Source organism: Gemmatimonadota bacterium (assembly GCA_009838845.1).
GTDB lineage: Bacteria > Latescibacterota > UBA2968 > UBA2968 > UBA2968 > VXRD01.
In genome coordinates this window covers 1-23,531 of record VXRD01000022.1, presented here as the reverse complement: position 1 = coordinate 23,531, position 23,531 = coordinate 1, and the positions used below count along the sequence as shown (strand labels likewise).

14 protein-coding genes are annotated in these 23,531 nt (G+C 53.7%); 13 read left to right on the top strand and 1 reads right to left on the bottom strand.

Features of this window, described 5'->3' with window-relative positions:
* Positions 1 to 16: 16 nt before the first annotated feature.
* From F4Y39_03080 to F4Y39_03025, 12 genes are all read left to right on the top strand, one after another.
* Positions 17 to 1,312: an amidase gene (locus tag F4Y39_03080; protein MYC12689.1), complete on the top strand. Its 1,296-nt coding sequence runs from the start codon at positions 17 to 19 to the stop codon at positions 1,310 to 1,312.
* Positions 1,313 to 1,336: 24 nt separating this feature from the next.
* On the top strand, positions 1,337 to 2,404 hold the full coding sequence (locus F4Y39_03075) for a Zn-dependent alcohol dehydrogenase (GenBank protein MYC12688.1): 1,068 nt from the start codon (positions 1,337 to 1,339) through the stop codon (positions 2,402 to 2,404).
* A 37-nt stretch (positions 2,405 to 2,441) separates the two neighbouring features.
* Positions 2,442 to 3,269, top strand: coding sequence for a hypothetical protein (locus F4Y39_03070; protein MYC12687.1), 828 nt, complete (start codon positions 2,442 to 2,444; stop codon positions 3,267 to 3,269).
* Between the two features lie 78 nt (positions 3,270 to 3,347).
* Complete coding sequence (locus F4Y39_03065; protein MYC12686.1) at positions 3,348 to 4,892, top strand: DUF4062 domain-containing protein; 1,545 nt, start codon at positions 3,348 to 3,350, stop codon at positions 4,890 to 4,892.
* Positions 4,893 to 4,894: 2 nt separating this feature from the next.
* Positions 4,895 to 5,125: a hypothetical protein gene (locus tag F4Y39_03060; GenBank protein MYC12685.1), complete on the top strand. Its 231-nt coding sequence runs from the start codon at positions 4,895 to 4,897 to the stop codon at positions 5,123 to 5,125.
* 31 nt (positions 5,126 to 5,156) lie between these two features.
* Entirely contained in the window at positions 5,157 to 5,324 is a 168-nt protein-coding gene (locus F4Y39_03055; protein MYC12684.1) for a winged helix-turn-helix transcriptional regulator, read from the top strand.
* Between the two features lie 173 nt (positions 5,325 to 5,497).
* Entirely contained in the window at positions 5,498 to 5,845 is a 348-nt protein-coding gene (locus F4Y39_03050) for an STAS domain-containing protein (protein ID MYC12683.1), read from the top strand.
* A 296-nt stretch (positions 5,846 to 6,141) separates the two neighbouring features.
* The gene (locus F4Y39_03045) at positions 6,142 to 6,480 is read left to right on the top strand and encodes an STAS domain-containing protein (protein ID MYC12682.1); all 339 of its coding nucleotides are present in this window, start codon (positions 6,142 to 6,144) and stop codon (positions 6,478 to 6,480) included.
* A 61-nt stretch (positions 6,481 to 6,541) separates the two neighbouring features.
* Positions 6,542 to 6,826, top strand: coding sequence for a hypothetical protein (locus F4Y39_03040; GenBank protein ID MYC12681.1), 285 nt, complete (start codon positions 6,542 to 6,544; stop codon positions 6,824 to 6,826).
* 244 nt (positions 6,827 to 7,070) lie between these two features.
* Positions 7,071 to 14,069 (top strand): SDR family NAD(P)-dependent oxidoreductase, encoded by a 6,999-nt coding sequence (locus F4Y39_03035; protein MYC12680.1) that lies wholly within the window; start codon positions 7,071 to 7,073, stop codon positions 14,067 to 14,069.
* 26 nt (positions 14,070 to 14,095) lie between these two features.
* A complete protein-coding gene (locus F4Y39_03030) occupies positions 14,096 to 15,820 on the top strand; it encodes a B12-binding domain-containing radical SAM protein (GenBank protein ID MYC12679.1) in 1,725 nt (574 codons plus the stop codon).
* Positions 15,821 to 15,850: 30 nt separating this feature from the next.
* A complete protein-coding gene (locus F4Y39_03025) occupies positions 15,851 to 18,358 on the top strand; it encodes an NAD-dependent epimerase/dehydratase family protein (GenBank protein ID MYC12678.1) in 2,508 nt (835 codons plus the stop codon).
* Positions 18,359 to 18,375: 17 nt separating this feature from the next.
* Here the strand turns inward: F4Y39_03025 and F4Y39_03020 are convergent, their stop codons facing one another.
* Positions 18,376 to 19,926: a hypothetical protein gene (locus F4Y39_03020; protein ID MYC12677.1), complete on the bottom strand. Its 1,551-nt coding sequence runs from the start codon at positions 19,924 to 19,926 to the stop codon at positions 18,376 to 18,378.
* A gap of 181 nt (positions 19,927 to 20,107) precedes the next feature.
* Here F4Y39_03020 and F4Y39_03015 point away from each other — a divergent pair, with 181 nt between their 5' ends.
* Positions 20,108 to 23,458, top strand: coding sequence for a TonB-dependent receptor plug domain-containing protein (locus F4Y39_03015; protein ID MYC12676.1), 3,351 nt, complete (start codon positions 20,108 to 20,110; stop codon positions 23,456 to 23,458).
* The last annotated feature ends 73 nt before the right edge of the window (positions 23,459 to 23,531 follow it).

Genomic DNA, 23,531 nt, shown 5'->3' with positions numbered 1-23,531 from the left:
TTGGGGGATTATGCAAATGAAGAGTGAAAAAACAGCGGCGCATCCGCTGGCTCAAATCGTTGCTGAGTTGCGTTCTGGGCAACGGGACTTGCAGGATTACGTTGCAGAATGCTGCAGACGCATTGATGAATGGGATGGGGATATCCGGGCGATGTTGCCAGAGTCGAATCGCGAGCAACGGCTGTTGGGTGATGTGGCTGAGTTGACTACTGCGAGCGGTGAGGATTCGCCGCTGTTCGGCACTCTGGTTGGGGTTAAAGATATTTTTCACGTCGAGGGATTTGAGACGCGGGCAGGCTCGGGTGTGCCGCCAGAGGTTCTCACAGGTCCCGAAGGCGGGTGCTTAAAGGCGTTGCGGGAGGCGGGTGCGCTCGTTATTAGCAAATCGGTTACGACGGAGTTCGCGTGTTTTAAGCCGGGACCTACGCGCAATCCGCGGGATCTGGGTTTTACTCCTGGTGGATCGAGTAGCGGTTCGGCTGCGGCTGTGGCTGCGGGGTATTGCCCTCTCGCGCTCGGTTCGCAGACTATTGGCTCAGTTATCCGTCCGGCTGCGTTTTGTGGGATTGTCGGTTTTAAGCCGAGTTATGCGCGTATTGATATTTCCGGATTCGTTCACTGCTCTCCGTCAGTCGATACGATTGGGATGTTCACACAGGATGTTGCGGGTATGGAGATGGCTGCTGCTGTTCTGTGTGGCGGATGGCGCGCTTCTGCTACGAGGTCGGAAAAGCCGACGTTGGGAATACCCGTGGGTCCCTATTTGGACCAGACAGAACCACGGGCGCGGGCGGATTTCGACGCGCAGGTACAGTCTCTTAGAACGGCAGGGTACAATGTTGTGGAGGTGCGGATGCTCAACGATATTGACGATATCAATGACCGACACCGGAATATGATGAAGGGGGAGATGGCGGAGGTTCACGCGCCGTGGTTCGATAAATACGCCTCGACTTATGACGCGGGTACGCGCGCGCTGGTCGAGGAGGGGCGCGCACTTTCGCAATCCGAGATCGATACGGGTCGAATGGGGCGCACACAGTTGCGCGAAGAGGTTGAGTCTTTGATGAAGGCAGAGGGGATTGACCTTCTCGCCTGTCCGGCGGCGACGGGCGCGGCTTTGAAAGGTCTGGCGAGTACGGGCGATCCCTGTATGAATTTGCCCTGGACGCATACGGGTATGCCGGTGATCGCTTTGCCCGCGGGGCTCGCGTCCGATTCGGGTATGCCTCTGGGGATTCAGTTTGTCGCCCCGTTTCACCAGGACGAGGAGTTGCTCGCCTGGGCGGCGCTTTTGGAGCGGGATCTTTAGCATTTTAGCCATAGGAGTTAAAAAATGAAAGCAGCTATTCTCCACAAACCCCACACCCGTGTTTCTGTAGAAGATGTGGATATTGAATCTCCGCATGAGGGAGAAGTGCTTCTCGATATTGTCGGCGCGGGCGTTTGTCACAGCGATTATCACTATGTGGATGGGCATGTAAAGCCTCGCGGTCTTCCTCTGGTTATGGGGCACGAGGGCGCGGGGGTTGTTAGAAAGGTCGGTCCCGGCGTGACCAGTGTTCAGGTTGGGGACAAGATTGTTCTTTCTCTCGATGCGATGTGTGGCTATTGCCGGAATTGCAGCGAGGGCAGCCCGGCGCTTTGTGAAACCCATCAAGGGGGTTTGCCGAGTCGGATTTCCAAAAATGGGACGGTTTATCACCACGGACGGCCCACATATACCGAGCAGTCGGTTGTGGCGGCGGATGCGTGTGTGAAGGTGCCGGATGATACAGATCTTCGGGTAGCGTGTCTGATTAGTTGCGGGGTGATTACGGGTATCGGCGCTGTGGTGAATCGCGCGAAGGTCGAAGCGGGCGCGACTATGGCTGTGTTCGGCTGTGGGGGCGTCGGTCTCAATGTTATTCAGGGGGGTGTTCTCGCTTCGGCAGGGAAGATTATCGCGGTGGATAATGTGCCGTATAAACTGGAGTTGGCGGAGCAGTTTGGGGCGACGCATTTTGTGAATGCGGATAGGGAAGATCCGGTTCAGAGAATTATGGAGATTACGGGTGGTGGAGCGGATTACGCGTTTGAGGTCGTCGGGTTTCCCGCGCTGGTGAAGCAGGCGTTCGCGTCGGTTCGGATGACTGGAACTGCTATTGTGGTGGGGGTACAGCCGACTGGGGAGGATATATCTGTCGATGGTACAGATCTTTTGCGCGATCGCGCGATTATGGGTTCGTGGCACGGCGCTGCCCGCGCCCGCGTTGATTTTTTGTGGATTCTGGATCTCTATCGGCAGGGGAAGATTAAATTGGATGAGTTGATCTCGCGCTTTCGCCCGCTGGATGAGATCAATGAGGCGTTCGAGGATATGGTTCAGGGGAAAGTGGCGAGGACAGTGCTGGTGTTTGATTGAGTTGAGATCAGGTAAACCGAAAACAAAGGCAAATACGATGAATCTTCCAACAGTTCAATTTGGACAATATCAAATCAGTCGTCTCATTATGGGTGATAATCCGATCTACGGATATGCACATTTCAATCAGTTGCTTTCGCAACATCAGCAAGAAGCCAATACATCCGATCAGGTTATAGCGACTTTGCGCCGCGCAGAAGAGGTGGGTATTAACGCCTGGCAAAATACGCTTACCGAACGCTCGGCTGCCGATCTTCAGCGATACCGCGATGAAGGAGGTGCGATTCATTATTTCTGTCTCAGCAGAGGGGGACACTGGTATGACGATCCCTCTCTGATCGATGAAGCCGCCAAACACAATCCCATTGGCATGGCGCCCCACGGAAGCGGTGTTGCTGGGCGGTGTTTTCAGGAAAACCGCCTGGATTATCTTCGAGATATTCTCAAGCGCATTCGCAATACAGGGGTTATGGTTGGATTGTCGGTACACAACCCTCGCATTATTGAGATTGCCGAAGAAGAAGATTGGGATATCGACTACTATATGACCGCGCTGTATTATTTGCAGGGCGCACGCGAGGAATTTGAACAAAAATTTGGTCATCAACCCCTAAGTGAAATCTATCTCCGAGAACACCGCGACCGCATGTGTGGTATTATTCGCAGCACTGATAAGCCCTGCATCGCTTTCAAAGTTCTCGCGGCTGGACGTGCTATTAACTCCAAAAATCAGATCCGCGAGGAATTTGCCTTTACCCTAAAAAATATCAAATCCAATGATGTTCTTCTGGTGGGGATGTATCAAAAATTCAATGACCAACTCGGGGAAAATGCGGCGATGATAGCTGAGTTGTGCCAAGCATAGTCCAATTTGAGGCGGTTGTTGCTACTCGAAATTAGAGATTCGGAAATTGTTCAACCTCGTCCGTGAACAGGTTTTAACATGACCCCACTCCGTATTTTCATTAGCAGCGTACAAACAGAGTTCGCACAAGAGCGAGCGGCGTTGCGCGATTATCTGCGCGGAGATCCGCTGATGCGGCGGTTCTTTGAGGTGTTCTTGTTCGAGGAGGTGCCAGCCTCGGATCGACGGCCCGATGCGCTCTATCTGGATGAAGTGGAACGGTGCGATCTCTATGTGGGGTTATTTGGAAGTGACTATGGGACCGAGGATGCGGAAGGATTGTCGCCCACGGAACGAGAGTTTGACCGCGCAACTACTCTGGGTGTACATCGTCTGATCTTTGTGAAGGGAACAGAGAACCATGTCCGGCATCCAAAGATGGAGGCATTGATCGGTAAGGCGCAAGCAGGGCTAATTCGGAAACGATTCAATACTCAGGCAGAGTTGGTAACCGGGCTGTATGCGGCGTTGGTAGAGTATTTGGAAGTCAAAGAATTGATCCGCTGGGGACCATTCGATGCGGCGCCTTGCGCGAAGGCGGTGCTGGAAGACCTCGACTTTGAGCGAATCATTCGATTCATTCGCACTGCGCGCATAGCCAGGCAGTTTCCGCTGGCGGAAGACACATCTTCCGAGGAGTTGTTGGAGCATCTGAAACTGTTGAACGACGGACGGTTGACGAATGCAGCGGTGTTGTTGTTCGGAAAGACGCCTCAGCGGCATCTCATTTCTTCCGAAGTCAGATGTGCCCACTTTCACGGGACAGAGGTCGCTAAACCGATTCCGTCCTATCAGGTCTATAAGGGCACGGTATTCGATCTGGTTGATCAGGCGGTAGATTTTGTGTTGAGCAAGATCAATCGGTCAATAGGCACACGGAAGGAGAGTGCTCGCGCTCCCCGTACCTATGAAATTCCGGAAGAAGTTGTGACAGAAGCCATTGTCAACGCAGTGGCGCACCGCGACTATACAGATAATGGAAGCGTGCAGGTCATGCTTTTTGCGGATCGGTTGGAGGTCTGGAATCCCGGTAGGCTACCGCCGCCACTGACACTGGAGAAGTTGCGGGTCGCACACACGTCGGTACCCGGCAATCCTCTGCTGGCAGAATCTATGTACCTTGCCGAGTACATTGAACGGATGGGAACCGGAACGCTGGATATGATCCGTCGCTGTGTGAAGGCGGGTTTGCCAGAACCGGAGTTCGCTGTTCCCCAGGGATTTGTAACAACGGTTTGGCGAGCAAAACTTGCAGAGCAAGCAGGGGTGCAAGTAGGGGGCCAAGTAGGGGGCCAAGTAGGGGGCCAAGTAGGGCCTCGAACTGGGGTTCAAGCTGCATTGTCACTCAAAGAGGCCGCTATGCTGCAGGCGTGCGCCCAAGGTGCAGTTCCGAGTGAAGTATTGCTGACTGCCGCAGGTTATTCGAACCGAACGAGCAGCTTCAGAAAGTGGCTTGACCGACTCCTGCATGGAGGATTACTGGAAAGGACTGTCCCTGACAAACCGCGTAGCTCATTGCAGAAATACCAATTAACGGACAAGGGACGGGCTGCTCTTTCAGGTCTGAAGACAAGGGATACATAGTCATGAGCGAGAGTCAGAACATCGAATGGAAAGAGACCAGGCGAGACGAATACCTGAAATGGGTCTGTGGCTTCGCTAACGCTCAGGGCGGCGACGGTCTGTGGTTGAGGTTTCCAATCTCCGCTGCGTATCAAGTGCCTGATTCCCCTGTTGGTAGTGCCACTATCCCAAAAACTATCCCAAAAACTAATCGCGCTACTACCCAAGAAACTACCCAAGAACAAAAAAACTAGGGAGAAAACCAGGGGGAAAATCTTGATCTAGATCGCTGACAACCCCTCAATCACCACAGCGGAACTGGCGAACCAACTCGAAATCACGGCAAAGGGAATTGAGTGGCAGATCAGTAAGCTGAAAAGAATGGGTGTCCTTGAACGGGTCGGGCCCGCCAGGGGAGGCCATTGGAAAGTAGTGGAGACGAAGGATGAGTAAAGTCGGACAACGGGAGATTCGCACGCAGAAGAGCGTGATTGCGTTTTTCAAAGACGCGCTCATGAAGACTGGCGTTATTGAATGGAGTAACGAGGGTTTTGGGCCGAATAATCGCGTTTATTATTTTTAAACTGTTGTAGAGAGTGAAATTTCACTAAGAAAGGTAGATTCAGGTGAATATAGATATTAAGTGGGAGCGGAAAGAGGGGGTCTTGATTGCAATGCCCACCGGTTCTATCGACAGTATCAGTGCTCCTGAACTGCAGAGAGTCCTGGAATCTGGTATTGATCCTGAAGAGCAGGCATTGATCCTGGACTGTGAACAGGTATCCTTTATCAGCAGTGCGGGGATTAGGATTTTTCTGATCTTTGCCAGGGAATTTAAGGCATCGGGCAAGCAATTTGGAGTTTGCGCCCTATCTGATCCAATTCGCAAGGTTATGGCGCTCGGGCGTTTTGATCAGTTGGTCGCTGTCTATGACTCTCAGAAAGAGGCTCTTAACGCATTCAAGAGCAGTTGATCTACCAAAAGATGCTCGCGCTATTCGCTCATGAAGACTGGCGTTATTGAATGGAATAGCGAGGATTTTGGATCGAATAAACTGTTGTACTTTATGTATTTATAACTACCTCGAATAGTTATTGACTGTTATTGAAGAGAATATTATACTTGCAAGGGCGAAATATCGCTATATATCGCTATATATCGCCTATTTCTTGGGATTGTCGATTATCAAGGGGCTATAATTCGTCCATTGATGGAAACAATGTACGTCGGCAATTTTGTCGTAACCCAATTACATGGAGGTAGATTCGAATGGCAGATGTTAAGTGGGAGCGAAAAGACGGGGTCTTGATTGCAGTGCTCAGCGGCCGTATCGACAGTAGCAATGCTGGTGAATTGCAGAGTGCCCTGGAATCTGGGATTGATCCGGGAGAGCGGGCATTGATCCTGGACTTTGAGCATGTGTCCTTTATTAGTAGTGCAGGGCTTCGAGTCTGTCTGGTCATCGCCAGGAAATTTAACGAACCGGGCAAGGAATTTGGAATTTGTACACCCTCTGATCCAATCAGGGATGTTGTCGCGATTAGCGGTTTTGATCAGATTATCGCGATTTACGATTCTCAGGCCGCGGCAATCGACGCATGCAAATGAACTATGTCTTTGTGTGGGATGTCCATCCTGCGCATAAACCATATCACAAAGGAGTAAAGAGATGAGTAATGGCAATGATAATGAAAAAATAATGTCGGTTAGAAATTCAATCGATTTCGATATCGTAGGGGATAACATACAGGACATGGCTGAGTTCACCATAGAGAAATACGAATTCAAGAATGACATCACCCTCTCTGCCGAGACACGCGAGGAAGCTATTGATAAGATAAATAGCGCATTGTGGCAGAAGGTTGAGGAATTGAAGCTCCGACGCAGGGAGATTTTGGTAAGTATGTTCAACACAGCTGAAGATGCGCTCAGTGACGTAATTGATGAAAAGTAATAATGACCACTCAGACCCTGGTTGGCGGCTTTAAATTGCCAGAGAGCGTTGAAGATAGTTGCCGAAAGGGTAATGGCCTGCGTTTGGGGAAATGATTTCGGATTTATAGCTGTAATCTGCAAAGCCTTTTTAAAATTTCGGGTACGCCCCGGGCGCGGTCAAAAAAGCGACGGGCAAGGTAGGTGAAGACCGTCAGAGATTTTAGAAAGGCTTTTGCATTTCAGATCGTCGAGGAGGACTTCAAATGAATTCACCAAAGTCCGAAGAAGCCGTTGCTATTGTGGGGTACAGTTATCGCATGCCGGGTGGAATCCGCACCGATGACGATTTTTGGCGGTTGCTTAGCGAACGCGAGATTGTTCAGGAACCCGTAACCGACCGGTACGGTAAGGGCTACCAACCGATTGGTGAATTTTCTGGGCCAGGGCGCTTTGCCAGTCCCTACGAAGGGCTGATTCGAGAGGATGGGGAGATGTTCTTCGACCGTAGCCTCTTCGGATTGTCTCACAACGAAATGATGGCAACGGATCCGCAGGTCAGGATGTTGTTGACGTGTACCTGGGAGACCTGTGAGTGGACAGGATGGGATCTTCATTCTTTGCGCAACAGCCCCACAGGTGTCTTCATCGGCGCACAGATTCCGCCGGTCGCCAACTGGCGTCCTGTGCATGGTGCCAGTCAGTTTGACGTTACAAGCATCAGTCTGGCTATGCTGGCCAATCGCATTTCCTATCACTTCAATTTGATGGGACAGTCAACCACCTATTGTACGGCCTGCTCCGCCAGTCTGACCGCATTACACGCGGCGATGAACGCACTCCGGTGCGGCGATTGTGAACAAGCCCTCGTCGGGTCCGTCAATTACCTGGGTACAGCCAGGGTGAGTGCTTCCTTCAATGCGCTGGGTGTCATCAGCCCGGACGGCAAGTGCCACTCCTTTGACGCAGAAGCGAATGGATATATGCGTTCGGAAGGGGCGTTTGTATTTGCGATCAAGCCTCTGGCGACGGCCGAAAGAGATGGAGACCCCATCTACGCTGTGGTGGAGGCAACTGCGGTCAATGCGGCCGGTGCAGCTGACGGCACCGATGGCCTGGCGCAGGGGCGCTACATTACCGCACCCACCCGTCATGCACAGATAGAGTTGATGCGTACAGCGTGCGCCCGGGCGGGGCATGCGCCACAGGAATTAGACTATATCGAAGCCCATGCCACCGGCACTGTAGTGGGTGACCGCATTGAAGGAAATGCCATCGCCGAAGCGTTCGGTGGTCGCGAACGAGCGGTGCCGCTACGCATTGCCAGCGTGAAGAGCAATGTGGGGCATATGGAAGCCGCGGCGTTCAGTTGCGCCCTGCTCAAGGTCTTGCTGATGATGCAGCGGCGCACATTCGCGCCGATTTCAAAGAATTTCTTGGTGCCAAATCCCGAGATTGACTTCGATAGCTGTCCCATGCAGGTGCAGACAACCTGTGAACCCTTTCCCGAACACCCCGTGGTGGTCGGCATCAATTCGTTCGGGTTTGGAGGCGCGAATGGGCACTGTGTGGTGCGGGAATACCAGCCCGAGCAACCCCGAATTTGGTCGATGGCGCTGGCTCCTGAGGCTGGCTTTATGATCCCCCTGTCGGCGCGTACGTCTGGGGCGTTAGAACAGAGTGCCCTACAGTTACGGAAAACGCTCGATGAGCAGAAGATGAATCTCTATACGCTGGCGGGAAATCTCAGTCGCCGTCGCACCCATTTTGCCACGCGTACTTCGTTTGCCGTGCGCTCCCAAAAGGAACTGATTGAGGCACTAAAGAGCTTTGAGGAAGATCCAACCCCCATTGCCATGGTCGATGAAGGAGAGCGACGGAGAGCGATGGTGTTTTCCGGACAGGGCACGCAGTGGGCAGGTTGCGGTCGTGCGCTTTACGACGCCGATCCCGTTTTCCGCCGCGTTATTGATGCCGTAGAGGAGCACTGGCGAGAGTACTCGGATATTTCGCTACGCGAGGCTTGCTTCTCGGCTGATCAAGAGGCACTCAATGAGGTCCAGCTTGCCCAGCCCGTCATTTTCATGATCCAGTGCGCGCTGGTGGAATTGTTTAAGACCTGGGGGGTATATCCAGACTGTGTGGTCGGACATAGTTCCGGCGAAGTGGCTGCCGCTTATGCCTGCGGAGTACTTTCGCTGGCAGAGGCGACGCATCTGGTTTTCCATCGCGCCACATTGCAACAGCGCACAGCCGGTTCTGGCCGAATGCTGGCGATCGGTCTCGATCGGCCGGGCGTGGAGGAATTGCTCGAGACGTTGCGCGTTCCCTTTCGGCCCGAGGAAGGACCGACCCAGGTGGAAATCGCCTGTGAGAATGCACCAGCCAGTACCGTCATCTGTGGCAAGGAGGCTGCTTTACAGCCCGTCATAGAAGAATTGGATCGGCGCAACCTGCAGAATGGGCTGATTCCAGGCAATATCGCCTTCCATTCCAGCGCTATGGATCCGATTAAAGACGACGCACTATCGGCTCTGTCCTTCCTGAACGATTGCACTTTCGACGCTGAAGTGCCGTTGATTTCTTCGGTGACGGGTGTGAAAACGGAGCGGATGGACAACGCGTACTGGTGGTCGAATATCCGCCAGCCCGTGCGGTTTGCGGCGGCGATGGAGACTATCATGCGGGACTATCAGCCCGATGTTGTACTGGAAATCGCTCCGCACAGCGCCCTGCAAACCACCATTGCACAGTGCCTGGAAAGTAGTGTTTCAGTGCCGGCCTGTATTCCGACTCTGATGAGAGATAGCGATGTTTGCCTCGGCTTCAATGAGGCTCTAGGTACGCTTTTCAGGGTTGGCGTAGATCTGGATTTTGCCATACAATATCCGCGGCCTGAGCCTATCGTCCACTTGCTGCCCGGTCATCCGAGAGAAGAGCAGGCGATGATCGATATCATGTGCGACAACGAGATGTTTGTTCGACAAGGCGAGTACTCTCATGGCCCGTTGGTCGGGCGCAGAGTTCCATGTGATTACATACTTTTCGAAGCGAGGCTGTCGGAGCGGGACTTTCCCTATCTGGCAGACCACCGCGTCCATCATGCGGCGATCATGCCGGGTGCCGGTTATATTGAATTGATTCTGGAGGCATTCGGGGGTGTTCCGGTTCATATTGAAGTTCTCGAATTTCTCCAGCCCTGTCCCATTCCCAAGACGCCGGTACGGCTACAGACGGCTTTGCATCCAGTCCTCAATGCTCCCGACGAATTTACCTTCACCATCTCCTCCCGATCGTACGATATTGAGGCGCAGAGTGAGTTGCATTGTCGCGGTAAAGTGCGTCGGGTGAGCGGCGACTACGCGGTGGATGTGCCAGTCCAGTTGGCGGATATAGACACGACCCGCTTTGAACGCTCGTTTCTCGCCGATGATAGGGATTTTTATGAACGCCTTGAAGCCGTCCTTAGTGAGACCTTCCAATACGGTCCTTTTTTCAGGACCATTCAGCGTGTTCGCCTGGATCTGGGTTCCGAGAAATCTTTTCTCGTTGAAGTAGAGATGGATGAGGAGTTATGGAAGACAGGAACAGAAGAGGGCTATGTCTCATGTCCGCCCTTGTTCGACGGAGGATTGCAGATATTTTTGTATAATTTGTTGACTGCCGCCGATCTTTTTGCCATACCGCAGCGAGCCGAAGACCTCACGTTTCTTCGTCCGCCGACCGGACCCAGAATCACCTGTCATGTGACTAAGCCCGATGAAGATTGGATGGATGCGAATGAAAGGGGGCAGTTTTCTGTTCGACGCGGCGAAAGATCTGGGGGTAGCATCAGTTTCTACGATAGCGCAACTGGGGACCTTATTGCCCACATCGGTAAGTACACATATTTCACGTCCAATCCTCAGTGGGCCGACTTGCCCCACAGTAAGCATAGGATCTCCTGGCAGCCCAAGTTCTTACTTACTGGGCAATCGCTTGTTGACAGATTGCCCGATGGAGAGATCATGCCTGCTGCGTTGATTGCTGCTCTCGAGCAGCCGAAATGCGGCGAAAGCTACGTTTGCCATGTCGTCGAGTTTGCGGGTTGTCGAGAGCCAGATCAGACCATTCTCAATCAGTGTATTGACTATCTCTCGAATGCGGACGCACAGACCGAGTTCTGGATCGTCAGCGATAATGAAGATAGTACCCGTGCCTGCTACGACGCCTTCCAGCAACACGATGTTGCGCTGCGTTTCGAGTGCATGGATCCGGATGCTCGGCCAGAACTGGATGCCGGTCTGCTGCGCCCGGGCGCAGCAGAGATAATTTTCCTGCATGGGAATGGCGATGCTTTCGGACTCAATGAGTGGCAATTTCTGCACGGACTGGTAGTAGCCGGGGGGCTGGCACTGGTCTGTCACGACGAGGGCGATGTCATTGAGCCGTGTGCCGGGTGGATCACGGTTCGCGCAGGCACGCGTACGACCCTGCTGCAGGCGTCCTACGGGGATGCCTCCGACACCATGGAACTTCCGGGACCTCGGTGGGTGTTGGGCGAGCCGGATAGTTGGGCGGCGGACTGGGAGTCCTTGATTGATGCGCCCGAGGTGTACTCGATTTCCCATGAGACTCTTGTCAACGGTGTGCTTGAGCAGTGGCCACAGGCCGCGGATGTGCAGGCGATCGACTTTTTTTGCGGGATGGACCCACAGGATCCGACGGGCGAAAAAGTGTCGGCGCAATTCATCGATTTTGTCCAGACTCTGGTTTCTCAAAGGATTGAGCAGGCGAATCATCCGTGCCGCTTGACCGTGGTTACGCATAGGGCCGCTTTCAATGTAGAAGACCCGCGCGGGAGTGCGCTGTGGGGTGCTGTTCGGAGCATGTCTATCGAAGTTGACGAAGAGGCCATGATCGATTTTCGTCTGGTAGATCTGGGCGATCCCGAAGATCTGGAGACGTTGGCCTGGCTTGCTCAGTGCGATTTGCGCGAGCGCGAACTGGCAGTGCGGCAGCGGCGCTTGTGGGCACCGCGGATGGTCAGTATGCAAGAGCGATATTCGCGGGTGCTTGCCGGTAAGGATCCGGCTTACCGGCTCACTCTGGATAATCCCGGGCAGATTTCCGGTCTGGAAATGAAGACTTATGAGCCTTCTGCGCTGGGGCCAGGAGATGTGGAAATCGAGGTGGCGGCGGCAGCTCTCAACTTCCGGGACGTCATGGTCACGCTGGGGCTCCTGCCCGCGTTGGCCTACGAGCGCTCGGCTCTCGGACGCGAAGTCGGCATGGAGGGTAGCGGGGTCGTCCGCCGCGTTGGCTCGGCCGTCCGCTATTGTCGCGTCGGCGACGAAGTGGCATTTATACAGAGTGGTTGTATTGCCAATCGCGTGGTGGTCAATGAACATCTCGTTTTTGTCAAGCCCGATTGCCTGAGTATGGAAGAGGCTGCATCGTCATTGTCCGTCTATGTCACCGCGTATTATTCTCTGATTCATCTGGCTCGCTTGCGGAAGGGTCAGCGCGTTCTCATTCATTCGGCTATGGGCGGCGTGGGGCAGGCTGCTATCGCTCTGGCCAAACATGTGGGCGCAGAGATTTACACTACTGCTGGCAACGAGAGCAAGCGCGAGCAATTGTTGGCATTGGGCGCACGAGCGGCTTTTGATTCACACAGTCACGATTGGTACGACGACTTGATGGAGGCGACCGATGGTGAGGGTGTCGATGTCGTGTTGAATTCTCTATCTGGCCGCCACATTGAATTATGTCTGGAGGCCCTGCGTCCGGGGGGCTGGCACTGCGAGATCGGCAAGGTCGATATATACGAGGACAACGAACTCGGCCTGCGTGTTTTCCGAAAGAATCTGCGCTTCGCGGCCATTGATGTCGATCGCCTGATGATCGACGATCCGCTCCTTTCGCGCGAAATCTCTCAGACTTGTCTGGAATTGCTGGATCAAGGCGCCTTGCCGTCGTTGCCGGTCACTCTCTTTCCTTACAAGGACTACGCCAAAGCTCTGCGCTTGATGACGACCGGCCAGCATCAGGGGAAACTGGTGCTGACGGCTCCGCAGGCTTCTGCCAATTCCGGATTCACGGTTGCCGATGTGCGGCCACTGCTCGATCCCAATGGGACCTATCTGGTGACTGGCGGCCTGGGTGGCTTTGGACTGCGATTGTTGCCTTATCTGGTGGCTTCAGGTGCGCGCCATATCACGCTGATGGACCGCGATCCCGAGCGCCGCCGGGATGCCGAGTGGATCCGTCAGTCGAGTGCTCTGGCCTATATGAGTGACGATGTCGAGTTTGATATCCTATCAGGTGATGTGTCGGTGGAGGAGGATGTTCAACGCTGTATCGCTCAATTAAAGAGACCGCTAAAAGGCGTATTTCATCTCGCGGGTATATTGGATGATCGCCTGCTCGTCGATATGACCACCCAATCTGTGGCGGAAGTATTCGCGCCTAAGGCTCACGGTGCTCTCTATCTCCATCGGGCCACCAGAGGTTGTGACCTCGATCACTTTGTGTTATTTTCTTCTACTGCTTCGACACTGGGTAATCCCGGACAGATTAACTATAGTGCTGCCAGTGCTTTTTTGGATGGTTTGGCAGCCAACCGTCGCCGGCGTGGGCTGCCCGCTTTGTGTTACAATATGGCCGCTGTCGCCGACGCTGGTATGGCCGCGCGCAGCCTCCATGTGTTGCGCATTATGAGGGCCGCCGGCATGCCTCCAATCAGCAGCGATTGCGCTATTGCCAACCTCGATTACGCAATGCGTTCGATGTCTGACCAGGACCACCTGGTCACGGTCTTGTTCAAACGCCCCCCATGGACGGTAGATTTCCCGGATTACATGCGTATTGGGCGGTTTATGAGCCATCAGGATGCATTTGCTGTAGATGCTGCGGGCGAATTGACGCTTGATAATGTCGTGGCGCAAATCGCCGCCAAGGTCGCCGAGTTATGCGGTCATGACGAGGGCGGCGTGGAGGAACCATTGTCCAGTTTTGGGCTTACTTCGATTTCAGTCGCCGAACTTGGGACTTTTATTCAGTCTCAGTTCAACTACCGAGTGAGTGCACTTGAACTGATGACTACTGCCTCATGTCTGTCGCTGGCACAGGGTATCATCCATGGAAAAGAAAATATTGAGGATGACCTGGTCGAGGAGGACACGGACGACCTCGAGGATGCTATCCGCGTTGTTCAACAACGCGTCCATCGTGCGCCGTCGGTTTTTGCAAGCGCGATTGAGGACCATTTTCCGATAAGTTAAAAGAATGTACAGAGGAGGATATTGCCATGCCTAATGCGCTTCTGGTTTATCCCGAACACCCACCGACCTACTGGGGGGCGAATTTCGCTCTGGAGATTGTGGGAATAAAGGCTGCGTTTCCGCCTCTGGGTCTGATCACTATCGCCGCGATGTTTCCACCGGAATACGACCTCCGCGTCGTGGATATGAATGTGACGCCCCTGGAGGAGTCGGACCTGGAGTGGGCTGATATGGTGTTTACCTCCACCATGATCGTTCAGCGAGTCTCTCTGCAGGCCGTTATAGATCGATGTAATCGGGCTGGTGTTCCCGTGGTGGCTGGTGGACCCCATCCCACCACATTTCATGATGAGATTGAAGGCGTGGAGCATTTTGTGCTGGATGAGGGTGAAGAGATCTTTCCCGAATTTTTGCGAGACCTGGAGAACGGCACTGCTAAAGCCATCTATCGAGAGCCGCGAAAACCGGATGTGACCCAGACGCCGCTCCCACGCTTTGACCTCATCGATATGAAGAATTACCACACAATGGGCGTTCAGTTCTCGCGTGGGTGTCCATTTGATTGTGAATTCTGCGACATCACGAAGCTCTATGGTCGCGTGCCTCGCACCAAGACGCCGGATCAGATGGTGAACGAGTTTGAATTGCTGTATCGACTGGGTTGGCGAGGTCAGGTTTTCCTGGTTGACGACAATTTCATCGGCAACAAGCGAGATGCGATGAATCTGCTGCCGGTGCTCGCCGAGTGGCAAAGGGCACGTGGGTATCCCTTTACATTGCTCACGGAGGCGAGTGTGAATCTCGCGCGTATGGGTGAATTGATGGATGCTATGATCGAAGCGGGTTTCGATACTGTGTTTCTGGGCATTGAAACCCCCAATCCCAAGGCGTTGCTCAAGACTAAGAAACCACAGAATGTCAGCAAGCGGGAAGAGAATTATCTCTTCAATGCCGTTCGCAAAATCCAGCAGAAAGGGATGCGAGTCGATGGAGGTTTCATCCTGGGTCTGGATGGTGATGATGAGGATGTATTTGATGCCCAGATCGACTTTATCCAGGAAGTGGGCATTCCCGTGGCCCCAATCTATTTGTTGACTGCTTTGAAGGGTACGGATATGTACAATCGTCTAAAGTCGGAGAACCGGCTTTTGGAGGTTTCTATCGGGGGTAATGCTACGACCCTCAACTTCAGGCCAGAAATGGATCCCAGAATATTGATTGAGGGGTATCGACGCGTGACAGCCACGCTCTATGACCCGACGCTCGAGAACTATTTCAAGCGCTGCCTGACGTTGTTTGAGCACCTCAAGCCAGTCCCACACTTGCTGAAACCGAGGAGTAAGAATGCGATTTATGCAGACCTTATGGGGTTGCGCGGGAGACTTTCCGCCAATCAAGTTCCCGCCTACATGAATTTTATCGCCAAAGTCTCTAAAGACCATCCTCGCATGCTCTCAGAGGCAATCAGCCTGGCTGCTCTGGGCTATCACTTTGAAAAAATCACCAGTCAGCAGAATGCTATCCATGGTTTCAAGGAATTTCTGGCGGCCGAGTTGGAGATGTTCAAGGAAGCACGGGTTCGGGATGTGGAAGAAATTGGGAACCAGAGGCAAGCGTTGCTCACGCGAGTTCAGGCGCGTTACGAATCAATACCCGATGATTTTCGCTATAATGAAGATGGAATTGAGCATGCTTTGGAGAACTTCCGATTCGCCGTGAATGCACAGGCAGAACACCTGGCGGCGGTGTAAAGAATATGCACGATTTTTAGGAAAGGAAACATGATCGAAAAAACCGTTGCCGACACGGCGGTGGCCCCGCTTGTTGGATCTTTGCCACCGCATTGCCAGAGAGACGTCGATACCCTTCGTCGATTCGTTCACGAGACAATCAGCAGAGAAGCACCGGCCGCCGCTGTCTCTCCGAGTGATTTCAAAGAGGTATTTCTGACCGGAGCGACCGGTTTCATCGGTCGTTTCTTTTTGTTGGATCTCTTGCAGCAGAGCACCGATCTGGTGGTTCACTGCATTGTCCGGGCCGATAACGCCAAACATGGTTTTGAACGTATCCGCGCCGCCCTGCAGCAAGCCGATATCTGGGATGAGAGGTTTGCTCCGCGCATAAGTGTGATCGTCGGAGACATCGGTCAGACTCAATTCGGTCTTCCCGCAGAACAATTCGACTCTCTTTGTCAGCGGATCGACGCTGTCTATCATCTTGCCGCCGATATCAATCTCACTTCGTCTTATCTCGACATACGCACGATCAATACGTTTAGCATTCGCAATGCGCTCGAATTGTGTTTACGCAGACGCTTCAAGCACTTGTTCTACGCCTCGACCATGGGTGTGTTCCCCCAGTATTTCTGCGCCTTCGCACACGAATTCAAGCACAGCCGCATCGACCACCAGATGCAACCGGACCTCGAAAGCATGAAGAGGATGTTTCCAATCGGATTGCTCGGCTACCCGTGGAGCAAGCTGACATCCGAGCAGATCCTTCTTTTTGCGCAACAGGCCGGTATGCCTTTGGCGATTTTTCGGCTGCCGCAAATCAGTCTGTCCAGCGCGGGATATACCCCGGCGAACGATTTGAGTGTGCGGATGTTTGCTGCAGTGGTCGATAGCGAGACATTGCCGGAAGAATTTACATTTCGATCCAGCAACGAAACAGTCGATACGCTGAGTCGAGCCTGTACGGCTATTTCTTTGAATCCCGAACGGCGTTTCACGATCTATCATTGTTGCAACCCGCAGTTGGATCATTACGACCTCGAACCCGCCGATTTCGGATTCTATTGGCCCGAGGTTTCCTACGAGTCGTTCAAACGCGCCTGCCAGGCACGTGGCGAAAAATCGCCGCTCCATGGTTACTGGGCAGTGTTTGATCATTTAGGGAAATACTGGTTGAGCAAAAACAAGCCGATGGACAGGTTGCCCATTTGTGACCGCGCCATCCGTGAGGACTGTCCGCACCCGATAGAGTGGCCGGGCATGTGGGCCAAGCTTAAGTGCTCCAAAGAATGGATTATGGCTCATCGGGAGGAATGGCCGTATCCCATTGCACAGAGCCGCCTGGACTTCGACTGCCTGATTGCCCGGGCCGAGCGCTACGCTCAAGACCGGGGCGTCCCCTTTGACCTGGCGTATCCTGCGTGGATGCGTCAAAGCCTGCAGCAATTGGTCGGAGCTATGAAAGCACCTGATGCCAAACTGTTGGAGGACAGGCTTAGTGATAATGTTTTCGAACTGAGCCGCTTCTTGCGCAACAATGCCGAGTTGGCCCACGAACGGCGGCAGCACCCGGAGATCGAACGCGAGGAGATCACTCGGCCGGTCTTCATCGTCGGGATTAACCGTACCGGCACAACCTACCTGCATCGCCTGATGTCTCGCGACAAACGTTTTTGGGTGCTACGGCTATACGAGTACGCCGAGCCGGTCCTCTGGACGGGTGAATACGCAACCATAGCGGGCACACCCGATGACCCCCGCCGGGCGCGGATGCAGGGAATGCTTGATGCATCCGGTATCTTAAAGATTTTGGAGGGGGTTCACGATTTCAACGTCGATGAGCCAGAGGAGGATTTCCCTGTCTTCAGGATGGCCTTCTCGGCATGGGTCTCTATCGCTCGATTCCATATACCGGAATACGGTCGGTGGCTGGCCGAGAACGGCTCAGGAGATGCTTACGCCTACCACCGCCGCATCATACAGCATTTCGCATGGCAACGACGACAGCAGCAGCCCGAGTACTGCGCGCAGTGGCTGTTCAAGATGCCCTTTCATCTCATGGAACTGGAGACCTTGATCGAGACCTATCCAGACGCCCTGTTCATCCAGACCCACCGCGAGCCCTCGCAGTTCATGGGGTCGTGGAATAGCCTGGTGGAACGGGTGCGCTCCCAGTCCAGTGAGCCGCGCCCGCCGCACGAACTCGGTGCTGAGCAACTCGCTTTCATGAGCAACATGATGGATAAGGCCGTGGACTTCCGGCTGGCCCATCCCGAACTGGAGTCCCGCTGGATGGATGTGAACTACTTCGATCTGATTGAGGACCCTTTTGGCGTGGTTCGCAGCATCTATAAACACTTTGGCTGGACCCTTGAACAGGCGGCTGTTGATACCATGAAAGAGTGGCAATTCCAGCAAGACGAGCAACGACGAACTGAGACGCGGCATCGCTACGACCTGAAGGATTACGGTCTCACTGCAGAGGCGGTCAATGATGCTTTTGCGCGGTATCGGGAGTTTATCACGGTGTCTGGTATTCGGAACTCTCGTTTGTAAGTGCGGGAATGGGTCGGCTATAGAGTATCGAAATAGGTCAGGTCAGCGCCGTGATTTTCCATCGCGAGTACCGAATCTCCTTTCAGGCGCACTCTGATGTCCCGCGTGCGGTGTTTTAGAACGATTTTGCGCTCGATGAGGGGAAAACGTATTTCGATGGGTGTGTTGACCGGGGGTTGGGAGATTAAGAGATAGCCATTGGAACAGGTGAAACGGTCGGCGACAGCGATATCGGATGGATCGACCCAGGTTGGGATGCGGACATATAGAGGTCCGGGGGATTTGACGATGATTCTCAGGCAGTCATTTGTGTAGGGTGACGCGACTTTGATATGTTCGGTTTCGAGGTCGAAATGGAGATTCACCCGGTGGATTGAGGATTCGGTGCGTACGGCTTCGCGGAGGATTTCGCAGAGTGAGCCGACGCCTCCGCCTACGATGTCTGTGTTGAAGCTGATCCGCTCAAAGCCGAGCGGCGCGTGACCATAAGGTGCGGGGAAGCCAAAGCCGCCGAGATGCCGGTCTGCGACCTGGCGAAGCCCGTCTATGTTGTGCGGGTTCGGCGGGTCTTCGATGAAGCTGTTGTCGCGCAATTGCGAGGGCAATATGTGACATCGCGTGATGCGCTCGGCGTCTTCGAAGTATTCGGTGTATCCCTTTCTGCCCAGTATCAGGGCTGTTTCGACAATATCGCCCGTGTTGTTGATCTCTCCGCGATCTGGACTCGCATCATCTCCACTATTTTCAATTACCCATCCAATTTCATCGCGAATTTCCCACAATCCATTGTCGTAAAATGCCTTGACCCGGTTGAGCAATCGCGCGTCATCGAGGAGATCTGCGAGTTGTGCAAGCGAAGACATGACGCAGGTTGTCGAATGGGTATGCGCTCCGAAGCTCTCGCGGTCGTAAGCGCCCGATTCGAGGAAAAATTCACGGGTCGTTTTTTCTTTCAGGATTACGGCGAGTTCGAGTGCAGGTCCGTAGCCCGTGGCGCGGTAGTATTTGACAAGGGGACCTATTGATCGGGCAATTCCGGTGATGAAGGTGTTCTCGCGCACTTCTATGCCGTGCTCATTTTCAAGGCGATTGAAGTCCCAGCCTGTATCTGGTTTGAATAGCTCGAATATGTCCCGGATGCTGTTCTCGGCGATTTCCCGCGCGCGATCGGAGTTTCTGTATTTGACCAATGGGTACAGAGCGTGGAAGCCTTCGCGCACGTTGTGGGTCGTGAAGCTGTTGACAGGTCCATCGACCTCCGTGCGGTTGAGGGGCAGTGCGACCGGTCCGCTGTAGGAGAAGAAGGCGGCGTTGGCGTGTTTCTCAATCGCATTGGGATCGACTGAAATGCCAGCGGCGTCTTCGGCGTTGAGCAATGCGTTGAGGTGCCTACCGGGTACGTGTGACTCGGTGTGGACGCCGCTAAACCGCAATTGTGGGTTTGGGCTGACTTCGGAACCGAAGAAGGGCATGTCGTTGTCGTCCTCGTTGAAGACATTGCTCATCATTCGGCAGCCCAGGCGGATCGCGTCGGTGATGTCGGTGGTGTTGACTTTCGAGAGTTTCATTTAATAAGGGCCTGTTTAAGGGTTGATTTTGTGGGGAATCGATATTTAATAAATCCCTTTTTTTTTGTAAGATAATGGGTAAACTTTCACTTGACAATGGGAATTGGAGTCCATAAACTTATATTTGGTGCAGAATCACAAAATACGTATCGTTTTTTTCACCCCCCAAAGGAGGTAGAGCATGAAGAACGTTTACAGTGATGTTTTTCGCCCGCCGGGATTTTGGGTGGCACTGTTGTGTACAGTGTTGCTTGCCTTGCCGGTTGGGTTGCATGCGCAGACCACGGGGAAGATCGCCGGGCGCGTTACAGACGCAGATTCTGGCGAGCCGTTACCCGGGGCCAATGTCGTGGTGGTAGATACAAGGATGGGCGCGACGGTCGATGTCAACGGCGAGTATTTCATTTTGCGCGTGTCGCCGGGCATTTACGAAGTGCGGGCTTCTCTCGTGGGTTATCAGAGCGTTTCCAAGACCGAGGTGGAAGTGCTTTTAGACCGCACTGCAACGGTTGACTTCCAGCTCAAGGAATCGACGGTCGAGTTGGACGCTATTGTGGTGACAGCCGATCTCGATCCCGTGCAGATGGACGTATCCTATGCGCAGCAGGCGATTACGCAGGAGCAACTCGAAACAATTCCCGTTGGTGCGCGCATTCGGGATCAGGTCACCACGCAGGTGGGTTTAGATAAAGATGCATGGGGTATTACCATTCGCGGTGAAAACGCCATGAACATCGGTTTTAATATGGACGGCGTGACCGCGGCTGACAATCGCCATCAGCGCGCTTATACATCTTTTTCAAAGACCGCGATCAAGCAGGTTCAGGTGCTCACGGGTGGTTTTAATGCCGAATACGGGAATATCCGCGGCGGAGTCGTGAACTTTGTGACCAAAGAACCCAGCCAGTTTTTTGTTTCGGCAGAAGGTACGTACAATCCCGCTGGCAAGAAGCACTTTGGACCCAATCTCTATTCTGAAGACAACTGGTGGGATGTGGGGCGTTTTCAGTCCAATAGTCCTACCGAGGACCGCAATGGAGATGGTGAGCCGGACTTTATTGGCTGGAACCAGGAACTCGCAAATCGCACAGCCGGTGGCAAACAATGGACGGCTGGCGTAAGTGGTAAGGATCCCATTACCACTGTTGAGCAGGCCAGGGGGATATGGGCCTGGCAGCATCGGAGTCATGACGGAGATGACCCGTATGCCGACGGTCCGTTTAACGCAAATCCGGAAGACCGCGATTACGATTATTTGTGGGATATTACGGTTGGTGGCCCAATTTTGAAAGACAAGGTGGGGTTCACGGCGTCGAGCCGCAAGGAGCGCATGGCCTATCCCTTTGATGTGGCCACGGTTTCTTATCGGGACAATACCACACAACTCAAGCTGACGTTTACCCCCACTGCCACGACCAAATTGAGTGTGCAGTATATTCGGGGGTTCCAGCACGGGAGCCATCAGGGCAATAATGTGGGCGTGCCACAGCGCACACAGCAGGCGGTTTTTGAGAACTATAACCATTCGCGCATGTTTATGCCCGCTGCCGAATTCCAGAAGATGCTAATTGAGCGCAATCACGGGTTGGTCTCCTGGACACACACTTTGTCGGCCAAGACGTTTTACAACTTGACGGCGCGATTTGGCGGTGCGGATTGGACCACGCAATGGCATCCGGAAAAACTGACCAACGCGCCCGCAATGGCTATCCACACAGATGGTTCGATGGAACCGGTCGATGAGAGTAGTGCCGATGCGGCCAGAGCGCGGGGTGCCGTGGTTCTGAACGAAGCGCCCTTTGGCTGGAATTACAAGCCCGGTGGCAATGATATTCTCAATCTTTTCCGAATGCAGGGCGGTGGCGGCAATAGCCGTGCAGGCGACTGGTCCACCATGGATGATCTCGATATTACGGCTGATTTCACGAGCCAGATTACCCCGCATCACCAGATTAAAGCCGGTGTGCAGGTGCATCATTTCAATTTGCACGAAAACCGGGGTATGGTGCCAGCCGCAGTTCCCGAATTCAGCGATCCCATTTACAGGGATGAGTACGAAGGTCCGCGCGTCAGTTCAACCGATGACGTGATCTTTCCGTGGACCGGGCGCAGCGATCCGGACTTGCCCAACGGTGGCGATATCAACGGGGATGGCGTTTTCAATGAATCGGATGTGCCTTCGGGCGGCGCAACGGGTGACCACAACAACTATTTTGTGAAAACCCCGATTTTCGGCGGCGTCTTTTTCCAGGACAGGATGGAGTATCGCGATATCGTGGTCAATGCCGGTGTTCGTCTGGATTGGCATCGCCCCGACCTTTATTTTGACCTTCCAAATGAAACTCATTTCCCGTGGTTTGGCAGAGATGCCGAAGCTGTTTATCGCGCGGTGCGCAAAGTGCGCCCGCCAACCGATTGGGCTTTCAGCCCCCGTTTTGGCGCGTCTTATCCGATTACGGATTTGAGCAAAATGTTCATCAACTACGGGCACTTCAACCAGATTGTGAACACGCGCGATATGTATCGCACGCAGAGCGGTTTGGGACAGTCGCTGGAGTTTTTTGGCAATCCGTGGATGAAGATGGAGCGCACGATTCAGTATGAAATGGGATATGAACGCAGCTTCCAGGGCCAGTATCTTTTGACGGGAACGGTTTATTTCAAAGATGGCGAGAACGAAGCCTGGCCCGCCGTGCGAATCAGGGGCGCATTTAACACGGGTGCTCCTCGCAACACGCAAAATGCCTTTGTGACTGATGCGCGCGGGTTGGAACTGAAGTTGCAGAAGACGCGGGGCCAGTTCTTTACTGGTTTCTTGTCTTATGATATTCGCCAGGCGCGGGTTCGCAACACAGCGTGGCAAGATATCCGCGATGCGAAGACGGTTTCAACGCCTTCGAGAACCGTGCTTGAGAATAGCCCGAACAATGCCGCGCCGCCATTCAAGGCAAAGCCTCAGATAAAGTTGGGCGGCAATTTCCGAACGCCCCTCGATTACGGCGGCGAACAGCGCCTGCTCAAGGGCGGCTGGAATCTCGGTTTCTACCTTGATCGCGAGGCCGGAGAGTGGTTCAACTACAACCCGGGCAATGCAGATGCTTCGCTGATCAATGTGCTCAACGCACAGTGGGTTGATGAATACGCCGCGCACCTGCGCATTTCCAAGATATTCGATATGCCGGGATCGCCTATGCTGTTCATAGAGATTTCCAACCCGCTCAACTTCCAAAATACGCACACCCTGGGCGGCGGCAATCGCAACGACCTTTTTGGGACTGCGCCCGAAGACACGCCCAGAGGAGGCGTGGGGAGCTTCGGCGGTGGCCAGGCCTTTGTATATTCCGGCACGAATACTGGCAATCGCTTCCGCGCGTATATGGAATCGATAGGCTGGACAGTAGATTCAAATGGCAAATTGCAAGAAGGCAAGCGACCGGGTACCGATGTCCTGGATTTCCCGGATATGCGACGGCCTTCGCTCCTCTTTAGCGACCGACGGGACATTACGTTTGGCGCCAGGTTTAGTTTCTGAGAAGCTGTTTTAATTTCTTGGGACCTACCCCCCCTTCCCCGTTTGGGCTTCGCGTGTGCGGGGAGGGGTTGGG